This is a genomic window from Exiguobacterium oxidotolerans JCM 12280 (genome assembly GCF_000702625.1).
In the GTDB taxonomy this organism is placed as follows: domain Bacteria; phylum Bacillota; class Bacilli; order Exiguobacteriales; family Exiguobacteriaceae; genus Exiguobacterium_A; species Exiguobacterium_A oxidotolerans.
The window spans coordinates 1,284,419-1,307,500 of the sequence record NZ_JNIS01000001.1; the positions used below are offsets into that span (position 1 = coordinate 1,284,419).

29 protein-coding genes, 3 tRNA genes and 2 rRNA genes (1 of these 34 running past the window's edge) are annotated in these 23,082 nt (G+C 48.0%); 11 read left to right on the plus strand and 23 right to left on the minus strand.

The genetic code is table 11. The features are described from left to right. Positions 1–11 precede the first annotated feature (11 nt). Entirely contained in the window at positions 12–296 is a 285-nt protein-coding gene (gene groES, locus P403_RS0106460; protein ID WP_029331860.1) for a co-chaperone GroES, read from the minus strand. A 220-nt stretch (positions 297–516) separates the two neighbouring features. Between groES and P403_RS0106465 the strand changes: the two genes are divergently transcribed. Both P403_RS0106465 and P403_RS0106470 read left to right on the plus strand, forming a co-directional pair. Further along, a complete protein-coding gene (locus P403_RS0106465) occupies positions 517–1,209 on the plus strand; it encodes a CPBP family intramembrane glutamic endopeptidase (protein ID WP_029331861.1) in 693 nt (230 codons plus the stop codon). A 21-nt stretch (positions 1,210–1,230) separates the two neighbouring features. Next, positions 1,231–1,464: a DUF4305 domain-containing protein gene (locus P403_RS0106470; RefSeq protein WP_029331862.1), complete on the plus strand. Its 234-nt coding sequence runs from the start codon at positions 1,231–1,233 to the stop codon at positions 1,462–1,464. A 511-nt stretch (positions 1,465–1,975) separates the two neighbouring features. Here the strand turns inward: P403_RS0106470 and P403_RS0106475 are convergent. Further along, positions 1,976–3,031 (minus strand): NAD(P)/FAD-dependent oxidoreductase, encoded by a 1,056-nt coding sequence (locus P403_RS0106475; RefSeq protein WP_029331863.1) that lies wholly within the window; start codon positions 3,029–3,031, stop codon positions 1,976–1,978. A 183-nt stretch (positions 3,032–3,214) separates the two neighbouring features. Here P403_RS0106475 and P403_RS0106480 point away from each other — a divergent pair, with 183 nt between their 5' ends. From P403_RS0106480 to P403_RS0106495, 4 genes are all read left to right on the plus strand, one after another. After that, positions 3,215–4,006: an ABC transporter ATP-binding protein gene (locus P403_RS0106480; protein WP_029331864.1), complete on the plus strand. Its 792-nt coding sequence runs from the start codon at positions 3,215–3,217 to the stop codon at positions 4,004–4,006. A 4-nt stretch (positions 4,007–4,010) separates the two neighbouring features. Beyond that, positions 4,011–4,922, plus strand: coding sequence for an iron-hydroxamate ABC transporter substrate-binding protein (locus P403_RS0106485; protein WP_029331865.1), 912 nt, complete (start codon positions 4,011–4,013; stop codon positions 4,920–4,922). A gap of 70 nt (positions 4,923–4,992) precedes the next feature. Next, positions 4,993–5,994 carry a FecCD family ABC transporter permease gene (locus P403_RS0106490; RefSeq protein ID WP_029331866.1) on the plus strand — a complete coding sequence of 334 codons (1,002 nt, stop codon included), beginning with the start codon at positions 4,993–4,995 and terminating at the stop codon, positions 5,992–5,994. Next, positions 5,991–6,998, plus strand: coding sequence for a FecCD family ABC transporter permease (locus tag P403_RS0106495; protein WP_029331868.1), 1,008 nt, complete (start codon positions 5,991–5,993; stop codon positions 6,996–6,998). The genes P403_RS0106490 and P403_RS0106495 overlap by 4 nt, the downstream gene beginning before the upstream one ends. A gap of 226 nt (positions 6,999–7,224) precedes the next feature. Here P403_RS0106495 and P403_RS0106500 read toward each other — a convergent pair whose 3' ends face one another. The 9 genes from P403_RS0106500 to P403_RS0106540 all read right to left on the minus strand — a co-directional run bounded on the left by P403_RS0106500 (position 7,225) and on the right by P403_RS0106540 (position 11,521). Then, positions 7,225–7,710, minus strand: a complete 486-nt coding sequence (locus tag P403_RS0106500) for a hypothetical protein (RefSeq protein ID WP_029331870.1) — start codon at positions 7,708–7,710, stop codon at positions 7,225–7,227. A 27-nt stretch (positions 7,711–7,737) separates the two neighbouring features. Beyond that, positions 7,738–8,205, minus strand: a complete 468-nt coding sequence (locus P403_RS0106505; protein WP_029331871.1) for a hypothetical protein — start codon at positions 8,203–8,205, stop codon at positions 7,738–7,740. A gap of 18 nt (positions 8,206–8,223) precedes the next feature. Further along, the gene (locus tag P403_RS0106510) at positions 8,224–8,685 is read right to left on the minus strand and encodes a hypothetical protein (RefSeq protein WP_029331872.1); all 462 of its coding nucleotides are present in this window, start codon (positions 8,683–8,685) and stop codon (positions 8,224–8,226) included. Between the two features lie 22 nt (positions 8,686–8,707). Then, complete coding sequence (locus P403_RS0106515) at positions 8,708–9,184, minus strand: hypothetical protein (RefSeq protein WP_029331874.1); 477 nt, start codon at positions 9,182–9,184, stop codon at positions 8,708–8,710. Positions 9,185–9,357: 173 nt separating this feature from the next. Further along, positions 9,358–9,516 (minus strand): hypothetical protein, encoded by a 159-nt coding sequence (locus P403_RS16655; RefSeq protein ID WP_034801002.1) that lies wholly within the window; start codon positions 9,514–9,516, stop codon positions 9,358–9,360. Positions 9,517–9,688: 172 nt separating this feature from the next. After that, positions 9,689–9,761: transfer RNA gene (locus P403_RS0106525), tRNA-Ala, on the minus strand. Between the two features lie 107 nt (positions 9,762–9,868). Beyond that, complete coding sequence (gene tatC / locus P403_RS0106530; protein WP_029331875.1) at positions 9,869–10,648, minus strand: twin-arginine translocase subunit TatC; 780 nt, start codon at positions 10,646–10,648, stop codon at positions 9,869–9,871. Positions 10,649–10,655: 7 nt separating this feature from the next. Continuing rightward, positions 10,656–10,862 carry a twin-arginine translocase TatA/TatE family subunit gene (locus P403_RS0106535; RefSeq protein ID WP_029331876.1) on the minus strand — a complete coding sequence of 69 codons (207 nt, stop codon included), beginning with the start codon at positions 10,860–10,862 and terminating at the stop codon, positions 10,656–10,658. After that, positions 10,862–11,521 (minus strand): redox-sensing transcriptional repressor Rex, encoded by a 660-nt coding sequence (locus P403_RS0106540; RefSeq protein WP_029331878.1) that lies wholly within the window; start codon positions 11,519–11,521, stop codon positions 10,862–10,864. The genes P403_RS0106535 and P403_RS0106540 overlap by 1 nt, the downstream gene beginning before the upstream one ends. 168 nt (positions 11,522–11,689) lie before the next feature. On the opposite strand from P403_RS0106540, the gene P403_RS0106545 reads away from it, so the two are divergent. Both P403_RS0106545 and P403_RS0106550 read left to right on the plus strand, forming a co-directional pair. Next, the gene (locus tag P403_RS0106545) at positions 11,690–13,591 is read left to right on the plus strand and encodes an ABC-F family ATP-binding cassette domain-containing protein (RefSeq protein WP_029331880.1); all 1,902 of its coding nucleotides are present in this window, start codon (positions 11,690–11,692) and stop codon (positions 13,589–13,591) included. After that, on the plus strand, positions 13,591–13,983 hold the full coding sequence (locus P403_RS0106550; protein ID WP_029331882.1) for a hypothetical protein: 393 nt from the start codon (positions 13,591–13,593) through the stop codon (positions 13,981–13,983). Before P403_RS0106545 ends, P403_RS0106550 begins: the two co-directional genes overlap by 1 nt. A gap of 319 nt (positions 13,984–14,302) precedes the next feature. On the opposite strand, the gene P403_RS0106555 is transcribed toward P403_RS0106550, so the two are convergent. Both P403_RS0106555 and P403_RS0106560 read right to left on the minus strand, forming a co-directional pair. After that, positions 14,303–14,896, minus strand: coding sequence for a flavin reductase family protein (locus P403_RS0106555; RefSeq protein WP_029331884.1), 594 nt, complete (start codon positions 14,894–14,896; stop codon positions 14,303–14,305). A gap of 18 nt (positions 14,897–14,914) precedes the next feature. Beyond that, the gene (locus tag P403_RS0106560; protein ID WP_029331885.1) at positions 14,915–15,313 is read right to left on the minus strand and encodes a DoxX family protein; all 399 of its coding nucleotides are present in this window, start codon (positions 15,311–15,313) and stop codon (positions 14,915–14,917) included. A 181-nt stretch (positions 15,314–15,494) separates the two neighbouring features. Here P403_RS0106560 and P403_RS0106565 point away from each other — a divergent pair, with 181 nt between their 5' ends. Together P403_RS0106565 and P403_RS0106570 are read left to right on the plus strand one after the other, a co-directional pair. Further along, positions 15,495–15,815 (plus strand): winged helix-turn-helix transcriptional regulator, encoded by a 321-nt coding sequence (locus P403_RS0106565; RefSeq protein ID WP_029331888.1) that lies wholly within the window; start codon positions 15,495–15,497, stop codon positions 15,813–15,815. 116 nt (positions 15,816–15,931) lie between these two features. Further along, on the plus strand, positions 15,932–16,387 hold the full coding sequence (locus P403_RS0106570) for a flavodoxin domain-containing protein (protein WP_034801008.1): 456 nt from the start codon (positions 15,932–15,934) through the stop codon (positions 16,385–16,387). Positions 16,388–16,474: 87 nt separating this feature from the next. On the opposite strand, the gene P403_RS0106575 is transcribed toward P403_RS0106570, so the two are convergent. After that, the gene (locus P403_RS0106575; RefSeq protein ID WP_029331890.1) at positions 16,475–17,122 is read right to left on the minus strand and encodes a TVP38/TMEM64 family protein; all 648 of its coding nucleotides are present in this window, start codon (positions 17,120–17,122) and stop codon (positions 16,475–16,477) included. Positions 17,123–17,265: 143 nt separating this feature from the next. Between P403_RS0106575 and P403_RS0106580 the strand changes: the two genes are divergently transcribed. After that, a complete protein-coding gene (locus tag P403_RS0106580; RefSeq protein ID WP_029331891.1) occupies positions 17,266–17,931 on the plus strand; it encodes a haloacid dehalogenase type II in 666 nt (221 codons plus the stop codon). A 59-nt stretch (positions 17,932–17,990) separates the two neighbouring features. On the opposite strand, the gene P403_RS0106585 is transcribed toward P403_RS0106580, so the two are convergent. The 9 genes from P403_RS0106585 to P403_RS0106625 all read right to left on the minus strand — a co-directional run. Next, positions 17,991–18,560: a hypothetical protein gene (locus P403_RS0106585; RefSeq protein ID WP_029331892.1), complete on the minus strand. Its 570-nt coding sequence runs from the start codon at positions 18,558–18,560 to the stop codon at positions 17,991–17,993. A gap of 28 nt (positions 18,561–18,588) precedes the next feature. Next, positions 18,589–19,596 (minus strand): tRNA (adenosine(37)-N6)-threonylcarbamoyltransferase complex transferase subunit TsaD, encoded by a 1,008-nt coding sequence (gene tsaD, locus P403_RS0106590; RefSeq protein ID WP_029331898.1) that lies wholly within the window; start codon positions 19,594–19,596, stop codon positions 18,589–18,591. Continuing rightward, positions 19,593–20,051 carry a ribosomal protein S18-alanine N-acetyltransferase gene (rimI, locus tag P403_RS0106595; protein WP_029331901.1) on the minus strand — a complete coding sequence of 153 codons (459 nt, stop codon included), beginning with the start codon at positions 20,049–20,051 and terminating at the stop codon, positions 19,593–19,595. Before rimI ends, tsaD begins: the two co-directional genes overlap by 4 nt. Continuing rightward, complete coding sequence (gene tsaB / locus P403_RS0106600; RefSeq protein WP_029331903.1) at positions 20,044–20,697, minus strand: tRNA (adenosine(37)-N6)-threonylcarbamoyltransferase complex dimerization subunit type 1 TsaB; 654 nt, start codon at positions 20,695–20,697, stop codon at positions 20,044–20,046. Before tsaB ends, rimI begins: the two co-directional genes overlap by 8 nt. Next, on the minus strand, positions 20,694–21,143 hold the full coding sequence (gene tsaE / locus P403_RS0106605) for a tRNA (adenosine(37)-N6)-threonylcarbamoyltransferase complex ATPase subunit type 1 TsaE (RefSeq protein ID WP_029331908.1): 450 nt from the start codon (positions 21,141–21,143) through the stop codon (positions 20,694–20,696). The genes tsaB and tsaE overlap by 4 nt, the downstream gene beginning before the upstream one ends. A 117-nt stretch (positions 21,144–21,260) precedes the next feature. Continuing rightward, positions 21,261–21,337: transfer RNA gene (locus tag P403_RS0106610), tRNA-Met, on the minus strand. Between the two features lie 35 nt (positions 21,338–21,372). After that, positions 21,373–21,449, minus strand: a tRNA-Met gene (locus P403_RS0106615). A gap of 294 nt (positions 21,450–21,743) precedes the next feature. Then, positions 21,744–21,859 (minus strand): 5S ribosomal RNA (gene rrf, locus P403_RS0106620). A gap of 46 nt (positions 21,860–21,905) precedes the next feature. Next, positions 21,906–23,082: ribosomal RNA gene (locus P403_RS0106625) — 23S ribosomal RNA — on the minus strand; it runs 1,738 nt beyond the window's last position.

Genomic DNA, 23,082 nt, shown 5'->3' on the forward strand with positions numbered 1-23,082 from the left:
TCCCCCTTTTATTATTGTGCTACTGCTAAAATATCGCTTTCGCGTAAGATTAAGTATTCATTGCCGTCGACTTTGACTTCTGACCCGGCATACTGTGCGTAGATGACATGGTCGCCGACGTTCACTTCAAGTGGTACACGTACACCCTGCTCTGTCACACGGCCTGTACCGACAGCGATGACTTTACCCTCTTGTGGCTTTTCTTTCGCTGACCCAGGAAGAACGATTCCTCCGAGTGTTGTTTCTTCTTTTTTAACGACTTCGATCACGATGCGATCACCAAGTGGTTTTAACATGCGAAACATCCTCCTTGAAAATGACTGTTTTTTAGCACTCACTTTAATGGAGTGCTAACATATTTTTATCTTAAACGGTTTTCGATTGGAATTCAACCCTGAACCCTTATCCGTTTTCCCGAAATCGCCATCTTTGAACCATCACCATTCGTGCGCCCGGCCAGTTTGTTTGTTACAATCGGGACAGTACCTTCAATACAAAGGAGTTGTGTCCCGACCGATGAAAAATTCCGTCAATCTGCCATTCAACATGGCTGATAAGTGGCAAATCCGTCACGTCATTCCGATTGTGATTTATTTGATCGTCCAGCTTGTTCCAGGTACGTTCAGATACTTCATCCCTGAAAATCAAATTCCGAGTGTCGTCGGCTGGTGGCTTGCGATTGGCTTTACCGTCGCTGTCATCGTCTCGTTCTTCTGTCTTCGTCCTGACTGGCAGAAGTGGAAAGCAGAGGGCAACCAGACGGATCCGATCGACACATTAAAGTGGATCGGGATCGGCATCGTGTTGCTTTACGCCTTACTGATTAGTATCAATCTGCTTGACGCCTGGATGGCTGGCGGGATTGAGAACGTCGCGAAATCACAAAACACCGATCAAATCTTTAAAGCGATGCGTGTCATTCCCTTATTACAGGTGATGGTCGTCTTACTCGGACCGATTATGGAAGAATTTTTATTCCGCCACATCATGTTCGGGAACTTGTCGACAAAACTGAACTTCGTCTTCAGCTTTGTTCTCAGTGGGCTCATCTTCGGTCTTATCCACAATGACAACAAGTTTTTGATTTACGTCGCGATGAGTTTTGTTTTCTCACTCGTCTTCGTCAAAACACGCCGCATCATAGCACCGATTGCGCTTCATGTCTTCAATAACGGAATCGTCGTGCTTGCACTTTACGCCACGACTTAACTTACGAAAGGTAGTGTTTTCATGCGCCAAGGCTCAAACTTCATGGCATTATTTTATGCCCTGTTCGGTATTCTGTTCATGTACCTCGCGTACAGCAACTCGATCGAGGCAGGAACCGTCTTTAACTTTTGGACGATTCTGTTGACGCTGTTCGCAGCGATCGACTTTTACCGTCTTTACTTGATTTTCCGCTTCCGGATGGCCGCGAAGAAGATGATTGAGAAAGAACAAAACAAAAAAAATGATAAAGAATAAGTAACCTGTCCGCCTCTTGACCGATTCAGTTCGTGAAAGGGCGGATTTTTTTGTCTCTTGCTCACTGTATCCTCATGGAAAATCAGGCGAACAGTTTTTTAGACGCACTATCGTCAGCTTGTTCCCGTTTCGAAATAATCGAAGTGACAAAAAAGAGTTACTTCTCGTGACTCCTACGGGAAAAAGCGCAAGACTCCTTGCGCTGTCAGAGGCAAGTAAGACCCTGCTTCTTGTTCGCTAGAATCAAGAAGCAACGGCTTACGCCTCGCCCGAGGAAAGCACGAGAAGAAAAATCTTTTCGCATGCATCTCTTTCATGAATTAACCTTCGTACAAAACATATATTTTACTGACTCATGATCGAAAACCCTCCCATATCTATAGAAACGAAGTCAGAGCACTATCACGTTGAAGAAGACGAGCATGAAGATTAATCCTTAAACAAAAAAACACCTGCTTTAAAGACGACCGACGTCCATGTGACGAGGGGCAATCTTTAAGACAGGTGTTTTTTACTTTTCTTTGACCATTTCTTGAATCAATTCACGGTTCCGTTTTTTGAAAACTTCATTGTGGGATGAGACCATCGCGACTTTGGCAGCATCCGGTTCGATGAACTGCTTCGCCCGGTTGACCGCATTCGCCGCGTCCTGGAATGTCCCCGAAATCAAGTTCACCTTGCCTTCATGCGTCAAAATATCTCCTGCTGCGTACAATCCCGGTACACTTGATTCGCTCGACGCGTTACCGGCGATATAAAAGTCGTCGACTTGTTTGATGTCGAGTTCCGAGTTCGCGAGCAACTCTGCTTCCCGTTCGTAGCCATGGTTGATGATGACTTCATCGACGTCAACGATGTTGGTCACTTCCGTCGCACAATCAATCAATTCGACGGACGCAATCCGGTGGTGATCGTCGCTTGCGATCAACTTATGAATCGTCGTGTTGAGGAGACAGACGGCTGAGCTTCGGACGAGTTGGTCGACTTGTGCCTCGTGACCTGTGAAACAGTCTTTCCGGTATGTGACGTAAACTTTTTTCGCAATCGGTTCGAGCTCGTTCGCCCAGTCGATCGCGGAGTTCCCGCCACCTGAAATCAGGACTGTCTTATCTTTAAACCGCTCAATCGATTTAACGGTATAGTTCAAGTTCGACACTTCGTACCGTTCGGCCCCTTCAATCTTCAGTTTTTGAGGATTGAGTATCCCACCACCGACAGCGACGATGACTGTCTTCGAATAATGAATTTCTCCCGACTCCGCTTCGAGGACGAAGTTTCCGAATACGTCTTTTGCGATCGAAATGATTTTTTCATTCAGGTGCACGGACGGATTAAACGTTAAGCCTTGTTCGACGAGTTGCTCAATCAGCTTCGCTCCGGTAATCGGCGGCTGTCCCCCGACATCCCAAATCATCTTCTCCGGATACACATGAATCTTGCCACCAAGCTCTGCCTGGTATTCAATGATTTTCGTCTTCATTCCGCGTAATCCGCTATAGAAAGTCGAGTATAACCCGGCCGGGCCTCCACCAATTACCGTTACGTCAAACAATTCCTGCTGTTCCATCTCACTCACTCCTCGCTCTCGACTACGACTGATTATCATTCTCATTCCCAATGATAACGTGAACATCTCTTGAAGACAAGAAAAAATGTTGACAGCGTTTTTATGAGACTGGTATGGTTAGGGAGACGATAGTGATAATCATTATCAATGAAAATAGCTTTAAACGAGAAGGAGCCTCTGCGTATGGTACGTCTAGCAACAGAAGAAATCAGTATCGGATACGGAGATCGTACCATCGTCAAAGACTTGACGGTTCAGATTCCGGATCGGCAAATCACGACAATCATCGGTGCGAATGGTTGCGGTAAATCGACCTTATTGAAAGCGATGACCCGAATCATCCCCCATCAGTCTGGTCGTGCCCTGCTTGACGGTCTCGATATTGCGAAGGAAAGTACAAAGCTGCTTGCCCGGAAAATGGCGATCCTGCCTCAGACACCGGAAAGTGCAAGCGGTCTAACGGTCGCAGAGCTCGTCTCATACGGTCGTTTTCCTTATCAAAAAGGATTTGGTCGCTTAACGAAACATGATTACGAGATCATTGACTGGGCGTTAGAGGCAACGGATACGACGGCATTCAAACACCGTCCGGTCGACGCCTTGTCCGGTGGTCAACGGCAACGCGTCTGGATTGCGATGGCGCTGGCGCAGGAGACGGATATCATCTTCCTCGATGAGCCGACGACTTACCTTGATCTCGCCCACCAGCTCGAAGTCCTCGAGCTGCTCGAGCATCTCAACCGGACGGAAGGCCGGACGATCGTCATGGTGTTACATGATTTAAATCAGGCCGCCCGTTTCGCCGACTACATCATCGCGATGAAAGAAGGCGAAGTCGTCAAAGCCGGAACGTGCGAGGAAGTCATTTCGCATGACGTCTTAAAAGAAGTATTTCATATCGATGCCGAAATCGGTCGTGATCCACGGACGAATAAGCCGATGTGTGTCACTTACAACTTAATCAAGGGAGATTAACCACATGAAGAAACTAGTACTCTTACCGATTTTATTACTCTTAGCACTCGTCATCGCCGCCTGCGGCAATACAGATAAAACAGAAGATACGTCTTCCGATACGAAAAAAGAAACGATCACCTATAAATCGGAAGAAGGTGACGTCGAAGTCCCGGCTGATCCGAAACGCGTCGTCGTCCTTGCCGGTTTCGCCGGAAACGTCATGGCACTCGACGTCCCACTCGTCGGTGTCGACTCGTGGTCAAAATCAAATCCGAAGTTTGATTTGAAAGACGTCCAGGAAGTATCAGAAGAAAATGTCGAAAAAGTCATCGAACTCGAGCCGGATCTCATCATCGGCTACAATACAACGAAAAACATCGATAAATTTAAAGAAATCGCTCCAACCGTCACGTACACGTACGGCAAAGTCGACTATTTGACACAACATATCGAAATCGGTAAATTGCTTAATAAAGAACAAGAAGCACGCGATTGGGTCAAAGACTTCCAGACACGCGCAGCGGACGCCGGAACAGAGATTAAAGCAAAAATAGGTGACGATGCGACGGTCTCTGTCATCGAAAGCTTCGATAAACAGCTTTACGTCTTCGGCGACAACTGGGGACGTGGGACAGAAATCCTCTACCAGGAAATGAAATTAAAGATGCCGGAAAAAGTTACGGAAATGGCCTTAAAAGACGGCTATTACGCGCTATCACCGGAAGTCTTACCTGAATATGCAGGGGATTACCTCATCTTCAGTAAGACGGCAGAAGCAGATAACTCGTTTACAGAAACAGACACATACAAAAATATTCCTGCTGTTAAAAACAACCACGTCTTCGAAGTCGATTCGAAAGAATTTTACTTCAATGATCCATTGACGCTCGAACGTCAGCTCGAGTTCTTCAAGAAAAGTTTCCTTGGCGCGTAACAAAAATAAGGAGGGAACCGATTTTTCGGTCCCTCCTTTTTGACTATCTAATGAAAGTGAGACGATAACTATGTCATCCGGTCGATTCCCGTTCGGACTGAAAATCACGTTCGGTTTACTTCTGTTCGTCGTCATGTTCTGGATCTCGATGACGTTCGGTGCCGCCGACACGACGATACGTGAGGTCTGGAACGCTTTGACGTTCGGTCCCTTGAACGATAAAGCAAAAATCATTCAGGAAATCCGGTTACCACGCGAAGTCGCTGCGATGCTGGTCGGGGCTGCACTCGGTGTCTCCGGTGCGATCATGCAGGCGATGACACGTAATCCCCTTGCCGATCCCGGACTGCTTGGGCTGACGGCAGGCGCGAACGCGGCCCTTGCTCTTGCGCTCGTCTTCATCCCGGGTATCAATTACTATGGCATCATGCTCGCGTGTTTCCTTGGAGCAGCAGCCGGTGCCTTACTTGTCTTCGGGATCGGTGCCTCAAAACGTGGCGGGTTTTCACCACTTCGAATCGTCCTCGCCGGTGCCGCGATTTCTGCTTTTTTATACGCAATCGCAGAAGGGATCGGTATTTACTTCAAAATCGCTCAAGACGTTTCGCAATGGACATCCGGCGGGCTGATTGGAACGACCTGGGGGCAACTGCAAATCATCACCCCCGTCATCCTGATTGGCATCGCGATTGCGATGATCTTCTCACGTCAATTAACGATTTTAAGCTTATCAGAAGAAGTCGCACTCGGGCTCGGGCAAAACATCACCCGGATTAAAGGTGTACTCTACGTCGTCGTCATCCTGCTCGCCGGGGCCGCCGTTGCTTTAGTCGGTAACATGGCATTCATCGGCTTGATGATTCCGCACATCGTCCGCGCAATCGTCGGCACCGATTACCGCTTCATCCTCCCGATGACCGCCGTCTTCGGTGCGACGTTCATGTTACTCGCGGACACGATTGGCCGGACACTGTATGCTCCATACGAAACACCGGTCGTTGCGATCGTCTCGATGCTCGGGCTGCCGTTCTTCTTACTCATCGTCCGCAAAGGAGGTCGTGCGTTCTCATGATTGAAACATCGCTCCGCCGCCGTCAGCGGTTGATCTTTATCGTCTTTAGTCTGTTATTGCTCGGAACGATCATCATCAGTATCGGGCTTGGGCCGGCTTCCCTCTCGTACGACCGGCTTCTGCCGACACTGTTCGGTCAAGGATCGTTCAAAGAAGAGTTTGTTTTGTTCTCACTCCGCCTGCCGCGGATTTTAATCACGGTACTCGCCGGCATGGCACTCGCCTTATCCGGTGCGATTCTTCAGGGCATCACCCGCAACGAACTCGCAGATCCCGGCATCATCGGTATCAATACAGGTGCTGGTGTCGCCATCGCCGCCTTCTTCCTTTACTTCCCGGTCGATGTCGGTGCGTTCATCTATGGGTTACCGGTTGCTGCCTTCATCGGGGCATTGATCACAGCGATTGCCATTTATGCCTTATCGTATGACCGTGTCCGTGGCCTGCAACCGATCCGTCTGATTTTGACCGGGGTCGGCTTCTCGATGGCGTTATCCGGCATCATGGTCGTCCTGATTTCATCCGCGCGCCGCGAGAAGGTCGACTTCATCGCCAAATGGCTCGCCGGGAACATCTGGGGAACGGACTGGACGTTCGTCTATGCGTTGTTGCCTTGGCTGCTCATTCTCGTACCGTTTACGTTTTATAAAGCAAACAAACTCAATCTGCTGGCGCTGAATGAACCGGTTGCGATCGGCGTCGGCGTCGCGATTGAAAAGGAGCGCATCCAACTGTTACTCACCGCTGTCGCACTCGCTGCATCCGCCGTTTCTGTAACAGGCGGGATCGCCTTCATCGGTTTGATGGCGCCCCATATCGCGCGCGCCCTCGTCGGTCCTAGGCATCAACTGTTCTTACCGATCGCCGTCTTGATTGGCGGATGGTTACTCGTCCTTGCCGATACGATTGGTCGGAACATCGCTGACCCGCAAGGCATCCCGGCAGGAATCGTCGTTGCGATCATCGGTGCTCCTTACTTCATTTATTTGCTGTCAAAGAAATAACAATCCACGTGTCACCGAAAAAAATGAAAACGAAAGAAGGAGTGGATTTCGAGTCCGCTCCTTCTTTCGTTTAGAAATCAACATTCAAGTCGACTTATTTCTTAATTTTTTTCACTACTAACGTGATTACAGAAACGATAACGACTGTAATCAATGTAAAAAGTATCACTGTGATGATTAGATTCGCCATTCTTCTGACCTCGACTCCTTTTGCAAAAAACAGTTTTTAATATTTGATTCGTTTTTCTTCCCGTTCCGCCCGGATCAATTCCTGTTCCGATAAGTGTGTCGGATCGAGTCGTTTAATCCGTTTATCAACAATCCGGTCCAATGACAGCACCGTTAGGAAAAAGACAAGGAACGGTCCGATGTATTCGGGACGCGCCACGTAGGGCGTGATGAATTGGACCAGAACGATGATCAGTACTTCGAAGGTGCTGATCACAACATAAGGCAATCCGAGATGATCCCAGACCTCAAGCCCGTCAAACCGCTTCTTGAAATACCGGTATTTCAAAAATCGGACGATCCATTGATAGGACAACAAAGGGACTAGCAAAAAGTACTGAAACGATGATTCCGTCAGGTGCCAGTCGTCCGCTAAAAAAAGAAATGTAAACAATACCAGTCCAAACAATGCCGTTTGAATGTAACGTGCCCGTTTTGAAAATCGGATATAATCCATTTTCCGCTCGTGTTGTATGTTATCCATCGTCTTCCTCCCTCTTTTGTGTGTCGTTTACTTACGGTAGCGCTCAATCTCACGCATCGTCACGAAGGCGGGATCCAGTTGTTTCGCCGTCGCATTTAGTTTGGAAACAAACAACGTAATTACCAGCACCCAGATCAGAATCATTGCAAACGCGACACCTGAATACTGCGGGAAGAGATAGCCCGCGTAGAACAACAACACAGGCATAAAATAGCCGATCATTGAAGCCAGACCGACCTTCAAGACGGTCTCTTGATACAATTCAGTCGGTAAGCGTTGTTTTAAAATCCGCAGACGCATGATTTCACGGACGACGCCCCCGAGACAAAGTAACGGAAGTGAAAATAACGTAAACAGTCCCGTTTTCCAAAAATCCGGAATGAACCAACCGATGACTGCGGCCACTAAAACAGGAATCGGAATCAAGTGTTGGATTTTTTTGAGCGGTGGTCCGAGCAGATTTAACCGTGCATTTTTTTCAAGCAATGTATTCATTTAATTTTCGCTCCTACTTTATACATTTTTGTATACTTCCTGATCACTGACAAAATCTGGATCATCGCGCCGAATCTGAGTTTTTAACCACCATTCAGAAACGAAGTAAATCGGAACTAAGATAATAAGAATCAAACTCCACATCTGCCAAAACGACATAATCATCGTCTGTATTAAAAGGATTGTAAAAGTAACACTTAAGACAACGTTTTGGACAAGCCAAAACCGCCAGTATCTCGTTGCCAGCTCTTTACCAATATACGATTCAAGAATTTTTCGTTTTTTTACTTGATAACGAAGATTGGATCCAAGAAAAGCTGCCGGAAACAAAAGTGTTAGTAGAACCGAATCAAAGACGGTCATTAAAATTCCGATACTCATCAGTAATAAGAACGTCCATAACCATTTCGTTCCTAAGATGTCCTTCTCCATATAGGCAAGCGTCAATTCGTGTAACCGTTCGTCCCGTGCCGTACGCATGATGTTCTCTCCTTTAAGCCTGTCATTCTTCCAGGTACTTCACGTGCTTATGCACTTCCTGATCACTGACAAAGTCAGGATCTCCTGACCGCGCTATCTTCTTAAACAACCAGTCGGTCGCAAAATAAAGCGGTGCAAGAATCAGGATGATCCAAAAAGTCATCTTCCATAAGGACAGATCGCTCGTTTCGAGCACGATCATGAGCAACGAGCCGTATAATACGATCTGAATTCCGAGCCACAGCATCGATTGTGTCATGATCTGATCTTTTGAAAGATACCGTTCTAAAATCCTCCGTTTTTCCAACTGGAACGGGAAATCAAAAATCAGATATACAAGCGGTAACAGGCCTAAGTAAAGTGACGAATCCATCGTCTCCGAAAAGATGCCGAGCGTCGCAGCCACTGCCGCCATCACCCAGCCGTTTTTTTGCAGTTGACTCTTATCAATGTAGGCAAGCGTCAATTCGTGTAAACGTTTATCCTGTGCCGTTTGCATCCGTCTTTCCTCCTTCAAACTCTATTTCGCTAGTGTAACGGTGTAATCAAAAAATACCAGCCATGTCACAAGCGAACTGCCACACGTTTCTCTCCGTTGTTCTATACTGTCATATACTTACATTTTACCAGTTATGTTTCAAAAAAAAAGAAACTTCCTTAAAAAAGGAGTTTCTAGGCCGATACTTGGATGATGAGATAGATGACACTATACGCAACAATTGCTAACGGAATCAGTGCGACACCAATCAACCAACCGTTCTTATCCCGGATTCCGAGATACAGAACAAGACAGCCGACGATGAAAGCAATTAACGTCGTAAATGGATTCATAATGCTTCCCCCTCTTGATTACCTATTAAGAAATTTCCCATTCCCTCAAAAGGATAAACACAGAAAACGACTTCAATCGGTTCATCACCCTCATACGTGTCGCAAGCTCTATTTTTATCATCACCGCTATCACAAAAAAACATCACTCGGCAAATGCCAAGTGATGTACATATGGAGACTATCGGGCTCGAACCGACGACCTTTTGGCTGCCAGCCAAACGCTCTCCCAGCTGAGCTAAGCCCCCTCGTATTCTTGTAATCAGTATAAACCATATCGATTCACTTTTTCAATATAAAAATAGCGCTTCCAATTAAAAACCCCTCAGGCGCCGAAACGTCTAAGAGGCTACTGTTACTTATTCAACTCACGCATCAAATCCGCTTGCCGTTCAAGCTCGGCTTGTTGCTCAAGAATCAGTACTTTTTTGTAAGTCCGGGCTGAAATCATGATGCTGATTTCATAAAGAACGAACAACGGTACCGAAATCATCAAATGTGACGTCACATCTGGTGGAGAGATTAAAGCCGCGATGACGAACAGCGCAAAGTACGCGTATTTCCGATTTTTCCGCATGAACAATGGCGTCACGAGTCCAAGACGAGTCAAGAACATCGTCACGACCGGCAGTTGGAACAAAATACCGAACGGAATCGTCAGCCGTATTAAGAAACTGAAATAGTTTTCGACCCCGATGACTTGCTCGATGCCGAGCTCTTGCCCAAGTTCCGTCGATACTTTGAGTAGAAACGGAAGTAACCAAAAATAAGAGAACGCGATTCCGGACAAAAATAAGAAAAACGTGACCGGAATATACGTCAAGGTCGCTTTCTGTTCCTGTTCGAATAAACCGGGTCGGATGAACGCCCATAGCTGGTACATCCAAAATGGTGAAGCCAGGACGACCGCGATGATGAACGCTAAATTCAAGTACAGCATCAAGGGGTCGGCCACATTAAAGGCATTCAGTCCGATGCCGAGCTCTTTCAGGTCCGACTGCAAAAAACGCACGAGCGGCCGGACGAGCGGAAAGGCCGCAGCGAACAAGACAACGACGATGATGAGTGACCAGACGATCCGCTTGCGCAACTCGTCTAGATGCGATGTCACACTCTGTTCTTGATCAATCGCCATAATTTAATCACTTCTCTTTCGATTCATCCTTGTTGTCTTTATCATCGTCCATGATGCCGTGTGTCGCACTCTTGAACTCTTTTAACGTCTGACCGGCAGCACGACCGAGCTCCGGCAATTTTTTCGGTCCGAAGATGATCAACGCGACGGCGCCGATCAAGGCGATGCTTCCTGCTCCCATAAATCCGACGGTTAACGGAATAAGGTTTTCCATTATGATTTCACTCCTTCAGCTGATTGCGAATAATGCTTCATGAAATAAACTAGTGACTGCAACTCGATCGACAAATCGATGTGATGGACCCGAACGTGGGCCGGTACGTTCAACCGCGCCGGTGTAAAGTTTAGGATTCCGGTCACACCATACTCAACTAACTCATCCGCTACTGACTGCGCGAACTGGGATGGGACCGTCAAGATGGCGACATCAACCTTGTTCGCTTCGATTTGCTCTTTCATGTCAGAGACATGATAGATAGGAACGTCTTGCGTCGTTGTTCCGACCTTATTTTCGTCCGCATCAAACGCAATGACTATCCGAGTACTATTATTCTTTAAAAAGTTATAATTTGCAAACGCCGTTCCGAGATGCCCGACCCCGACAAGTGCCACATTCGTGACTTCATCCTGGTTGAGTGTCTTTCGGAAAAACGTCAATAGATGTTGTACGTTGTAACCGTATCCTTTTTTCCCTAACGCCCCAAAGTAGGAAAAATCACGGCGGATCGTCGCTGAGTCGACTTTGACCGCTTCACTGAGCTCTGCTGAAGAGACGCGCAGCTTGCCTGAGTTATAAAGACTCTGAATGAAACGATAATATAACGGCAGTCGTTTCGCCGTCGCTTGTGGTATTTTTGTGTCTGGCCCATTCATACTGCAGTTCCCCCTTCGGCCACGTTCTGACGTGGCACCCAAATCAATGCAAAGAATTCTATTCTCTTTGATTGTAAACCACTTCACATAGACTAACAAATAATATATTCCACGGGACTCCTGCGTTTTTTTCATGATAGACTAAAGGGTGGAAGGATGGATGTTTTTATGATTCTCTTACAAGTGAACCAACTATCAAAATCATTCGGTGTTGAGCCGATTTTAGACAATATTAAACTCGAAGTGCAGGAGCGGGACCGGATTGCGCTCGTCGGACGAAATGGTGCCGGAAAATCGACACTTTTAAAAATCATCGCTGGAGAGCTTAGTCATGACTCTGGTGAGATCATGAAGAGTAAGGAAGTGAAAATCGGTTACCTCGCCCAGGACAGTGGTCTTGAGTCGAATGAAACGATCTGGAACGAGATGTTGACCGTGTTCGAGCACCTGCAAGAGCAGGAACGTTCGCTCCGTCGGATGGAGATCGAGATGGGGATGGACCATATCTTAAATGATGCTGTTGCTTACGACCGTCTGTTAAAAACATACGATCAGGCCCAACATGACTTCTCGGACGCCGGTGGTTACCAGTTCGAAGCCAATATCCGCTCCGTCCTGCACGGGATGCGTTTTTATCCGGACGATTATTCACGCCGGATCCAGACGCTATCCGGTGGACAACGGACGCGACTCGCACTGGCGAAGATGTTGCTTCAGGCACCTGAGCTGTTAATCCTTGACGAGCCGACGAACCACCTCGACATCGATACACTCTCTTGGCTCGAAAGTTACCTGGCCGGTTACCGTGGAGCGGTCTTGATCGTCTCCCATGACCGTTACTTCCTCGACCAGGTCGTCAACGTCGTTTATGAATTGTCACGGAACGTCTGTCGGAAGTTTACCGGCAACTACACAAAATACTTGGAACAAAAAGCAGCACTCTACGAACAAGAGATGAAGCAGTTCGAACAGCAACAGGAAGACATCGCGAAGATGCAAGACTTTATCCAGCGTAACATCGCACGGGCGACGACGACGAAACGCGCACAAAGCGTCCGCAAACGTCTTGAAAAAGTCGACCGGATCGATCGTCCGGATGGGGATGAACGCAGCACCGTCCTGTCGTTCCCAATTGAAAAACAAAGTGGGAACGATGTGTTACAAGTCACGCAACTCGCGGTCGGCTATGAAGAAGCCGTCTCAAAAGGCATCACGTTCCGCTTACAACGTGGCGAATCCCTCGCCCTCGTTGGTCCGAACGGAATCGGAAAATCGACGTTACTGAAAGTCCTCGTCAACCGGATTAAACCGTTATTCGGTGAACATCGTTTCGGGACCGGCGTTTCCGTCGGTTACTACGATCAGGAGCAAGCCGAGCTCAACGACCGCAACCGGGTCATCGATGAAATTTGGAACGAGTGGCCGTTGATGCGGGAACAACAAGTCCGGTCCGTCCTCGGTCAATTCCTGTTCAGCGGTGATGATGTCTTCAAGCTCGTCCATGAATTATCCGGCGGCGAGCGTGGACGCCTCGCCCTCGCGAAGTTAAAATTACGCAAAACGAACGTCCTCATTCTCGATGAGCCGACCAATCACCTCGATCTTGATTCGAAGATGGTGCTTGAGAACGCGCTTGTCGACTATGAAGGCACGCTCCTGTTCGTCTCCCACGACCGTTACTTCATCGATCGTGTTGCGACACGCGTCATCGAGATGAATCCGGACGGTGTGACGGATTATCTCGGCGACTATTCTTACTATATGGAGAAGAAAGCCGAGAAAGAAGAAATCGCCCGCCTCGAAGCAGAGGAAGCGAAAGCCATCAAAGTCGCTGCTTCGAAAAGCATCGACAAAGATGCGCAAAAAGAAGAACGAAAAAAGAAACAACAGCTTGAACAACTCGAACAAGACATCGAACGGCTGGAAACTCGATCAACTGAAATCGAACAACTGCTTTGCGAACCGGAAGTCTTCAACGATATTCCGAAGGCGACGGCGCTGTCGGCAGAACGGGATCAGATTGATACGGACCTCCTCGAACTGATGGAACGATGGGAGAGTTTCCACTAATGCGCTCGAAAAGTTATGTCATCAACCTCGTTCAAGGGTTATTGTCCGGGGTTCTCTATTTCGTTCCGATGTATGCCGACTACGTGTCGGCCTTCATCCGGCCGGATGCCTTTAATGCCGTCGTCCTGTTGTTCATCCTCATCTCGTGCATGATCGGCCTCGTGATTAAGACGTGGAGTGGTCTCTTCATCAGCCTCTTATCCGGATTAATCTGTACGTTGCTGACGACCCAGATGTTCGTTGAACTGAATGACCCGTTAATCATCAGCTATTACGGAGCCGTTTCACCGCTCGTCGCCTTTTTGATTAGTTGTCTCGGGATTTGGGCACTGGCGATTCTCTTTTTTCTACTCGATGGTTTCCAGTACGAAAAACGTCACCATGCAGAGTAACTTCTTCCGTTGTCCGACATAAAAAGGCACGTCCCGCGTTCGGGACGTGCCTTTAGACTGTAGACGGTTTAGAGCGCAATCCGTCTCGAATCGCTTTTAAAGCGAAAAGCAATCGGTCGCGACCCTGCAGCTCTGCTGTAGCGGCGCGGAAGATTGCCGCTTTGAAGACGAGGCGAGACAGGGAAGCGTGAACCGACAGCATCCTCATGTAGAGTTTTCGTGATTTATAAGAGTTTGTCTATACACTGAAGGCACGTCCCGCGTTCGGGACGTGCCTTTTTGCTTCTAAAAAATACTAGTTCTACTCGTCGATCCGCCTTCAGCTCGTCGGTCGGGCAATCGTAAAGATGTCTCCGACTTTCGCATAGTCGTTCCCAGCGAGACGGGCGATCGCTTTTAAACCATCTGGATCAATCCGGAACGACTCGACGAGTTCATCCGCGACGTGATACCGGACGATCTCCCCAATCAAGAGGTTGGCCCCTTCGAGTTCGAGATGATCCGTCAGCTTCAATTCAAAGCGGATCTTCGCTTCTGCGACAGCCGGAACATCAATCAAATCACTATCGACTAATGTCAAATTCGTCCGTTCGAGTTCACTTTCACCATATGCGAGCGGTGCCGCGGTTTCATTGACTGCCTCGACGATTTCTTCACTGACGATATGGATGACGTATTCCTGATTCAGCAAGATGTTTTTTGCGGTATCCTTTTGCCCTTGCTCCGTCTGCTGGACGGCGATGACCAGTTGCGGTGGATTACTTGAAGCGACCGTGAAGAAGGAAAATGGTGCCGCATTGACGACTCCGTCTGCCCCTTTCGTCGTCACGAACGCGATGGGTCGTGGAATGATGCTGCCGATCAACAATTTATAGTTTTCTTTTGGACTTAAGTCTGCTGCATCAAATTTCATAAAAACCGTCCTTTTCGATCACCCGATAAGTGCTGCGAGTGAATAGTCTCCAGCTCCGATCATCGCAACGCCTAAGGCGATGACGATCAGTGCCATGTTGTATTCGTACCCGTTTTGTGTCACCCAGTAACCATTCGTCCCATGCACTTTGACGATTGCGACGATCATCGAACCGATGATCAGGAGGGCTGCAATCCACAGGAATAATCCACCGGCGAATAATAATCCTCCGACCAGTTCCGCGATTCCTGCCATCAGTGCGAGTGTTTTCCCGGGCTTCATCCCGATGGATTCAAACCAACCGCCCGTCCCTGCGATACCATGTCCACCGAACCAGCCAAATAATTTTTGTGTTCCGTGTGCCGCAAATGTTAAGCCGATAATTAAGCGAATCAAAAATAATCCTAAATCCATCATGTCTAAAACTCCTTTTACTTAATGTTTTTTAATTACTATTAGTAACCTATTATTGATACTAAGCCAACGCTTACTAAAAGTAAATAGATTTGTTTTCGTTATTTTTATTACTATAAGTAAAATAATTCGTATTTTAGCGTTAAAGTGGGTATACTACATATATAAGAAAGGATGAGCGCTGATGGAGAATACACTAATTCCGACGGCCCTTTGTCCGAAAGTCGAACATGCCTTTGAAATATTGGGCAAGAAGTGGACGGGCTTGATTTTACGTCATCTCTTGACGAAGACCTGTCGTTTCAATGAAATTCAAGATGCGATTCCGGAGCTGTCTGGTCGTATGTTAACGGAGCGCATGAAGGAACTTGAGGCGGAAGGTATCGTCGCCCGGACCGTCATTCCGGAACGTCCGATAAAAATTCAATACAGTTTGACTGACAAAGGTCGTCAACTTGAGCCTGTGATTCGTTCGATCGAAGAATGGGCAGAGTTACAAGATTGACTGAGAAGAAGACATCCATGCTATGCATGTGGTGTCTTTTTTTATTCTTTTTTGCATTGAGAATCATTTTCATTTAGAATGAAATCGTGCCCTACCATGAAAGGATGTGTCATGTCATGAAAATCATGATCGGTTTCGTCAGCATGTCTGGCAACACGGAAGACATCATGCACTTACTGAAATCAGAACTCGAGCAAAACGGTTGCCTTGTGCAGACGGAAGAACTCGATCAACTATATCCAAGCGACTTAGCACAGTATGACGCCGTCCTGCTTGGCTCTTACACGTGGGGCGACGGTGATCTCCCATATGAAGCGGAAGACTTCGTCGACGAGCTCGCTGCCAGTTCAATCGTCATTCCGGCCGCTGCCTTTGGTTCCGGTGACCGCGATTATCCGAAATATTGTGCGGCCGTCGATTTGCTTGAACAAGCTCTGACGTCAGCTGGTGCACAAGTCGTCTTACCCGGCCTAAAGATTGAATTTGAGCCGGATACTGCCGATAAACAACAGGCTTGCCAGTCATTTGCACAAGAATTTTTCAAGCACGTCGAACGGCTTGTCATGAACTAACGCTTTAACAAAGAACGCATTCAAGAAGCAATCGCTATACAGAAAAGAGGGCTCTTCGGATATCGGAAGAGTCCCGTGATGTAATGCTTAACCAAGATTCTTTTTCGCTTTCCAGCGTTTTTGAAGATACCACGGCACGATCGTCAAAATTAAAAAGACGATGATTGCACCGATGATGATCCGTGGGTCTTTCGAAACGATGCTGCTCCCTAAAAAGTTATAGGCAAACGTTCCGGGAATGATTCCGATCAACGTAGCTAAGAAAAACGGCAACAGCCGGACTTTCGAGAGTCCAGCTGCGTAACTAATCAAGTCAAAATTAAAAATCGGTAACAGACGGAAGATTAAGACATAGATGAACCCATTCTTCTCGAGCTGTTGCTGGATTTGATCGACTTTTCCGGCACTGTTCTTAATAACTCCTTTGCCGAGCTTTTTCGCGACTAAAAAAGCGACGACTGCTCCAAGTGTTGCACCAATGACGGTATAGACCGTTCCCATCAAGGCACCGAAGGCCAGTCCCCCTGTAATCGATAAGACGGAGGCCGGAAAGAAGATCAACGGACGTACGGTATAGAGGACGATATACAAAATCGGTGCCCACATTCCGAACGATAGAATCCATTCCTTGATTTCTGTCGGACTAATGTTCAAATACGATCGACTGAACCAAATCAGTCCGATGACGATTGATATTATACTTACAATCTTTAAGATTTTTCGTTGTTGTGACATCATATCCCCCCATTTCTTCACGACAAGCCCTTTTCAGTCGTTTCCCCCTTTTCTTACATATCACGCCTGACTGGACAGGTTTCGTCTGCCGACGATGTTGGGAACTACTAAAAGAGACCACGGAAAGTAGAAAGGTGATAACTATGACACAATCAATAAAAGCACTCGTCTTTGATGTCTATGGTACATTATTTGACGTTCATGCTGTTAAAGTCAAAGCAGAAGAACTCTATCCGGAGCATGGTGCAGACATCAGCCAAGTCTGGCGCCAAAAGCAACTCGAATATTCCTTTTTACGTCAACTGAATGGACAGTACGTCCCGTTCAGTCAAGTGACGCGTGATGCACTCCGATATGCTCTCTTACAACTGAAGTTACATGTGACGGAAGAAAATATCGCCGCCTTGATGGAGGCGTATCTCGAGCTGTCGCATTATGAAGAAGTCGAGGCTGTCTTACACGAGATGAGTGGTAAACAACTTGCTGTTTTTTCAAACGGCTCCCACGATATGCTTGATCCGTTAATCGAACAATCCGGACTCGAATCACTGTTTGACCACATCATCAGCGTCGACGACATCAAACAATATAAACCGACGCCTGCTGCTTACATGCATGCATTAAACACACTTGGTCTGAAACGTGAAGAAGTTTTGTTCATGTCCTCGAACGGTTGGGACATCACCGGAGCGAAGAGCTTTGGGTTCCGGACGGCCTGGATCAACCGGTCCGGCTTACCTGTCGAAGAACTAAACCTCGACCCCGACAGCATCTATGACGACTTGAATGGTTTGCTCGAATGGAAATGAAGTTAACTAAAAAAGACAGCCAATACTCCTCCGTTACATCGAGGAAGATCGGCTGTTTTTTAGTAATTCGCAAGACGCGAATATCCTTTTTTGAAGAGATCTAGCTTTAGCCCACCGTCTTTTTCGATGAAGAAAAGGTACTCTTTTTGATCTGTATCTTTATAAAAGACTTTAAAGAGCGTCAGTGTGCGTTTCTTATCATTCTCGACTGCGACTACTTCGTGCTTCGAGATGACTTCTGCCTGTACTTGCTCCGCATCAAGACGGTCGACCATTGGCTGGAAGGATTCCTTTTCCGCATCGGTCGCCGGTTTACCCGGTGCGATCGTGAAGTAATCATCACTCGCCTTATTCGTTAATCCGTACTTCCGGTCGACGAGAACGACATTCTTTAATTGACCATTTACCGTCTTGTCAAACGCATACAGCTTCTCGATCCGCGTTTGCTCTCCTTCGGCACGACCGATTTCGTACAATGGTTCTAGTTTCGTATTCGTTTCGACTGCTTTCTTATCCGGGACAAGTTCCTCTTTGTAAGCGACTTGATAGGCATCGACGATTTCGCGAATCTGTAGTCCGATCGCAACGACGACGAGTATACCAAGTACGACGATAATGACTTTTTTCATGTTGGTTCCCCCATGTCTCTCGTATTCCTTACTTTAAATCTAGCCCAGGTTCTGCATTCATGGCAAGTGTCGATTGGCGCTGCGCCCGATAGGGATGAATCGCGGCGGCTCCAATCATCGCTGCGTTGTCACCGCATAAGTGCATCGGTGGGATGACGAGGGTGATCCCTTCACGCTGACAAGCTTCCGTCAATCCGTGGCGTAACCCTTTGTTGGCCGCGACACCACCTGCGAGTAAAAGTTGTTTTCCACCCTTCTCTTTGACGGCACGAATCGCTTTAGCGACGAGCACTTCGACGACACTCGCTTGAAAACTTGCTGCCAAGTCTTCCGGAATGATCACTTCACCCCGTTGCTCTGCATTATGCACCGCATTGATGACAGACGATTTTAAGCCGCTGAAGCTAAAATCGTATGAATCTTTTTCGAGCCAAATCCGCGGGAAGTGGAATGTGTCTTGTCCTGTTTGTGCCAATTGATCAATCCGCGGTCCGCCGGGATACGGCAACTTCAATGTCCGCGCGACTTTGTCGTATGCTTCGCCTGCTGCGTCATCACGTGTTTCACCAATCACTTCATACACACCGTCTTCCGGCATATAAATCAATTCCGTGTGGCCGCCTGAAGCAATCAGGCAGACGAGCGGAAATTCGAGTTCCTGGACGAGTCGGTTCGCATAGATGTGTCCCGCGATATGATGGACACCGAGCAATGGTTTACCGTGCGCGAAAGCGAGTGCCTTCGCTGCACTGACCCCAACGAGAAGTGCACCGACAAGACCGGGACCTTCTGTTACGGCAATCGCATCGATGTCGTCAATCGTTGCGTTCGCTTCCGTCAAAGCATCATCGATGACATAGGTGATCCGCTCGACATGATGGCGTGACGCGACTTCCGGGACGACACCACCAAACCGTTTATGACTCTCGATTTGAGACGAGACGACGTTCGATAAGACGTCCGTTCCTCCTCGGACGACGGCAGCTGCCGTCTCATCACAGCTTGATTCAATAGCAAGTATCAATGGTTGTGTCATGTCTCGTCTCCTTCTAGTTCCAACCAATAGATGGCTGCATCTTCATTGTTGTCTTGATAGTAACGTTTGCGTGTTCCGGCATATAAAAAACCGAGTTTTTCATACAAAGTGCGTGCCGGTGTATTCGAGACGCGGACTTCAAGCGTCATTGCCCGCAGACCAAGTTCCCGCGCAACTTCAATCAATTCCTCCAGCAATCCTTCACCAAGTCCGAGCCCACGTGCCGTACGTTTCACAGCGACGTTCGTGATATGCCCTTCATCCGCGATATGCCAAAGTCCAGCAAAGCCAATGATTTCGTCCGTTTCTGCGACAAGGTAATAGGCATTCGGATTTTGCGTCATTTCCGCGATGAAGGCTGTGAGCGTCCAAGGTGTCGCAAAGGATTCCAGTTCGACCGCATGCACACCGGGTGCATCGGCGACTGTCATTTTACGAATACGCGCGTCAGTCATGACGTTGCGCCTCAATCCACTTCGCTTCTGCCTCGGCAAGGCGTAAATAGCGTGGTTCAAATGCATGCACGTCCACCGGGACACGTGTCGCGCCTAGTAAAGCCAATACGCCTGCCCGTGGTGTCCGAAACGCAGGCGCCACGATTTCAAACGGTGCAAGTGCTTCAACGAATTTTTCCGTATCACCTGTCATCAACGTATCTGTCGGTAACGTCGCAACAAAGTCAGCGACTGTCGTGTGTTGTTCGTCGCCAACGCGCTTGCCGTCTTCATACATACCGACAAAGCCTGTTCCGCGTCTGGCATCCTGGATTGCGACGACTCGTCCCGTCCGTCCAGTCGAAGCTGCCATCAGTTCGAGTGTCGAGACCGCTACCAGTTCGATACCAAGTGTATAGGCAAGTGTTTTGGCTGTTGTCGCTCCGATTCGAAGCCCCGTATACGAACCGGGACCATCCGCGATGACGATGCGTGTTAACTCTTTTGGTGACCAGTTTGCTTCTTGCATCAATCGTTCGAGTAACGGCATTAACTTCGTGGCATGGTTCAAGGACGTCACATACGATGCTTCAGCAAGGATGGCTGTTCCATCCGATAAAGCGACAGAAAGTTGTTTCGTTGATGTATCGATCGCTACGATTTTCATAAGCTTAATCCCTCACATATCTTAATGTATGCCTCACCAATCGGTTCTAGACGGAAACGTCGTGCATCGTCTCCTGTCCGTTCGATTGTAATGACGAGTCGTTCCGGAGGCAAGACGTCTGCAATCAACTCTGACCACTCAACGACTGCCACTCCGTCGCCGTTCAAGTATTCTTCAAGACCGATATCGTCACCAGATCCTTCTAAACGATAGACATCCATATGATATAACGGGAGTCGTCCACTGTAGACCTTCATGATTGTAAAGGTCGGACTGTTGACGTTACGCGTCACACCAAGTCCTTTTGCGAAACCTTGCGTGAACGCCGTTTTCCCCGCTCCCAGATCTCCATCCAACGTAATGACCATTCCAGCAAAGGCCTGGTGCCCAAGTGTCATTGCGAGAGCCGTCGTCTCTTCTAGATTTGCCATTTCAAGTTCTATCATCCTGCGTCCCTCCTCTTATCCTCTTTCTCTATTGTATCTATTGTACCGAATAAAAAAGGCAAAAAAAAATACGAAACGCTGAACGTTTCGTAGTAAAGTTGAAGTTAAGTTTAAAATTGGTTGCGGGGGCTGGATTTGAACCAACGACCTTTGGGTTATGAGCCCAACGAGCTACCAGACTGCTCCACCCCGCGACGATAAACGTTTCGGATTTGAATTATTTAAAAATTGGTTGCGGGGGCTGGATTTGAACCAACGACCTTTGGGTTATGAGCCCAACGAGCTACCAGACTGCTCCACCCCGCGATGATATAACGTTTCGACAGATATTAATATAACATGTCGTTTCGTAAATTACAAGGAATTCGTTAATTTTATTTAAATATTTTCTTGAAATAACTCAGAAAATGCTTTTTTTGCTTTTAATTAAGCAGCTGTCAGCTTGATTCGGCATGTAGACAACATAGTAATGGGAGAATGAACACTTTTACTTTTTTCCTTCCTATCGACTTTATCCTAGCAGACAATAAGTAGCGAATTGCCTGTCTGTTAAAGAGAAAAAAGACCGACCTGCAAGATGCAGATCGGTCTTTTTCAATTGCCTGGCAACGTCCTATCCTCACAGGGGGAAGCCCCCAACTACTTTCGGCGTTCAAGTGCTTAACTTCCGTGTTCGGCATGGGAACGGGTGTGACCACTTGGCTATCGTCACCAGACGACGGGCTCGCGCCCTCAAAACTGAAGTCATCAACAATCATCTGCTAGAACAAGGCCTCGACCGATTAGTATCACTCAGCTCCGCATGTCACCATGCTTCCACCCGTGACCTATCTACCTCATCGTCTCTGAGGGGTCTTTCTTGATTACTCAAAGGGAAATCTCATCTTGGAGGGGGCTTCATGCTTAGATGCTTTCAGCATTTATCCCGTCCGCACGTAGCTACCCAGCGATGCTCCTGGCGGAACAACTGGTACACCAGCGGTGCGTCCATCCCGGTCCTCTCGTACTAAGGACAGCTCTCCTCAAATTTCCTGCGCCCACGACGGATAGGGACCGAACTGTCTCACGACGTTCTGAACCCAGCTCGCGTACCGCTTTAATGGGCGAACAGCCCAACCCTTGGGACCTACTCCAGCCCCAGGATGCGATGAGCCGACATCGAGGTGCCAAACCTCCCCGTCGATGTGGACTCTTGGGGGAGATCAGCCTGTTATCCCCAGGGTAGCTTTTATCCGTTGAGCGATGGCCCTTCCATGCGGAACCACCGGATCACTAAGCCCGACTTTCGTCCCTGCTCGACTTGTAGGTCTCGCAGTCAAGCTCCCTTCTGCCTTTGCGCTCTACGAATGATTTCCAACCATTCTGAGGGAACCTTTGGGCGCCTCCGTTACTGTTTAGGAGGCGACCGCCCCAGTCAAACTACCCGCCTGACACGGTCCTCCAGCCGGATTACGGCTGCGAGTTAGAGACTCTATGCATGAAGGGCGGTATCCCAAGGGTGACTCCTCCGAAGCTGGCGCTCCGGTCTCGACGTCTCCCGCCTATCCTGTACATCATGCACAAAGCCTCAATATCAGGCTGTAGTAAAGCTCCATGGGGTCTTTCCGTCCTGTCGCGGGTAACCTGCATCTTCACAGGTACTATGATTTCACCGGGTCTCTCGTTGAGACAGTGCCCAAATCGTTACGCCTTTCGTGCGGGTCGGAACTTACCCGACAAGGAATTTCGCTACCTTAGGACCGTTATAGTTACGGCCGCCGTTTACTGGGGCTTCGGTTCAAAGCTTCGCTTGCGCTAACCCATCCCCTTAACCTTCCAGCACCGGGCAGGCGTCAGCCCCTATACGTCATCTTGCGATTTAGCAGAGACCTGTGTTTTTGCTAAACAGTCGTTTGGGCCTATTCACTGCGGCTCTACTCATGTAGAGCGTCCCTTCTCC

Excerpts from the sequence above, each read along its gene's own strand:
- P403_RS0106470 (WP_029331862.1), top strand. The coding sequence starts at position 1,231 with ATGCGCCAAGGCTCAAACTTCATGGCATTATTTTATGCCCTGTTCGGT.
- P403_RS0106480 (WP_029331864.1), top strand. The coding sequence starts at position 3,215 with ATGGTACGTCTAGCAACAGAAGAAATCAGTATCGGATACGGAGATCGT.
- P403_RS0106560 (WP_029331885.1), bottom strand. The coding sequence starts at position 15,313 with ATGATGGATTTAGGATTATTTTTGATTCGCTTAATTATCGGCTTAACA.
- groES (WP_029331860.1), bottom strand. The coding sequence starts at position 296 with ATGTTAAAACCACTTGGTGATCGCATCGTGATCGAAGTCGTTAAAAAA.
- P403_RS0106510 (WP_029331872.1), bottom strand. The coding sequence starts at position 8,685 with ATGCGTACGGCACGGGACGAACGGTTACACGAATTGACGCTTGCCTAT.
- tatC (WP_029331875.1), bottom strand. The coding sequence starts at position 10,648 with ATGGCGATTGATCAAGAACAGAGTGTGACATCGCATCTAGACGAGTTG.
- P403_RS0106515 (WP_029331874.1), bottom strand. The coding sequence starts at position 9,184 with ATGCAAACGGCACAGGATAAACGTTTACACGAATTGACGCTTGCCTAC.
- rimI (WP_029331901.1), bottom strand. The coding sequence starts at position 20,051 with ATGACTGACGCGCGTATTCGTAAAATGACAGTCGCCGATGCACCCGGT.
- P403_RS16655 (WP_034801002.1), bottom strand. The coding sequence starts at position 9,516 with ATGAATCCATTTACGACGTTAATTGCTTTCATCGTCGGCTGTCTTGTT.
- P403_RS0106500 (WP_029331870.1), bottom strand. The coding sequence starts at position 7,710 with ATGGATAACATACAACACGAGCGGAAAATGGATTATATCCGATTTTCA.
- P403_RS0106485 (WP_029331865.1), top strand. The coding sequence starts at position 4,011 with ATGAAGAAACTAGTACTCTTACCGATTTTATTACTCTTAGCACTCGTC.
- P403_RS0106505 (WP_029331871.1), bottom strand. The coding sequence starts at position 8,205 with ATGAATACATTGCTTGAAAAAAATGCACGGTTAAATCTGCTCGGACCA.
- P403_RS0106555 (WP_029331884.1), bottom strand. The coding sequence starts at position 14,896 with ATGAAATTTGATGCAGCAGACTTAAGTCCAAAAGAAAACTATAAATTG.
- P403_RS0106465 (WP_029331861.1), top strand. The coding sequence starts at position 517 with ATGAAAAATTCCGTCAATCTGCCATTCAACATGGCTGATAAGTGGCAA.
- P403_RS0106570 (WP_034801008.1), top strand. The coding sequence starts at position 15,932 with ATGAAAATCATGATCGGTTTCGTCAGCATGTCTGGCAACACGGAAGAC.
- P403_RS0106545 (WP_029331880.1), top strand. The coding sequence starts at position 11,690 with ATGATTCTCTTACAAGTGAACCAACTATCAAAATCATTCGGTGTTGAG.
- P403_RS0106495 (WP_029331868.1), top strand. The coding sequence starts at position 5,991 with ATGATTGAAACATCGCTCCGCCGCCGTCAGCGGTTGATCTTTATCGTC.
- P403_RS0106585 (WP_029331892.1), bottom strand. The coding sequence starts at position 18,560 with ATGAAAAAAGTCATTATCGTCGTACTTGGTATACTCGTCGTCGTTGCG.
- tsaD (WP_029331898.1), bottom strand. The coding sequence starts at position 19,596 with ATGACACAACCATTGATACTTGCTATTGAATCAAGCTGTGATGAGACG.
- P403_RS0106550 (WP_029331882.1), top strand. The coding sequence starts at position 13,591 with ATGCGCTCGAAAAGTTATGTCATCAACCTCGTTCAAGGGTTATTGTCC.
- P403_RS0106565 (WP_029331888.1), top strand. The coding sequence starts at position 15,495 with ATGGAGAATACACTAATTCCGACGGCCCTTTGTCCGAAAGTCGAACAT.
- tsaE (WP_029331908.1), bottom strand. The coding sequence starts at position 21,143 with ATGATAGAACTTGAAATGGCAAATCTAGAAGAGACGACGGCTCTCGCA.
- P403_RS0106540 (WP_029331878.1), bottom strand. The coding sequence starts at position 11,521 with ATGAATGGGCCAGACACAAAAATACCACAAGCGACGGCGAAACGACTG.
- tsaB (WP_029331903.1), bottom strand. The coding sequence starts at position 20,697 with ATGAAAATCGTAGCGATCGATACATCAACGAAACAACTTTCTGTCGCT.
- P403_RS0106490 (WP_029331866.1), top strand. The coding sequence starts at position 4,993 with ATGTCATCCGGTCGATTCCCGTTCGGACTGAAAATCACGTTCGGTTTA.
- P403_RS0106535 (WP_029331876.1), bottom strand. The coding sequence starts at position 10,862 with ATGGAAAACCTTATTCCGTTAACCGTCGGATTTATGGGAGCAGGAAGC.
- P403_RS0106575 (WP_029331890.1), bottom strand. The coding sequence starts at position 17,122 with ATGTCACAACAACGAAAAATCTTAAAGATTGTAAGTATAATATCAATC.
- P403_RS0106580 (WP_029331891.1), top strand. The coding sequence starts at position 17,266 with ATGACACAATCAATAAAAGCACTCGTCTTTGATGTCTATGGTACATTA.
- P403_RS0106475 (WP_029331863.1), bottom strand. The coding sequence starts at position 3,031 with ATGGAACAGCAGGAATTGTTTGACGTAACGGTAATTGGTGGAGGCCCG.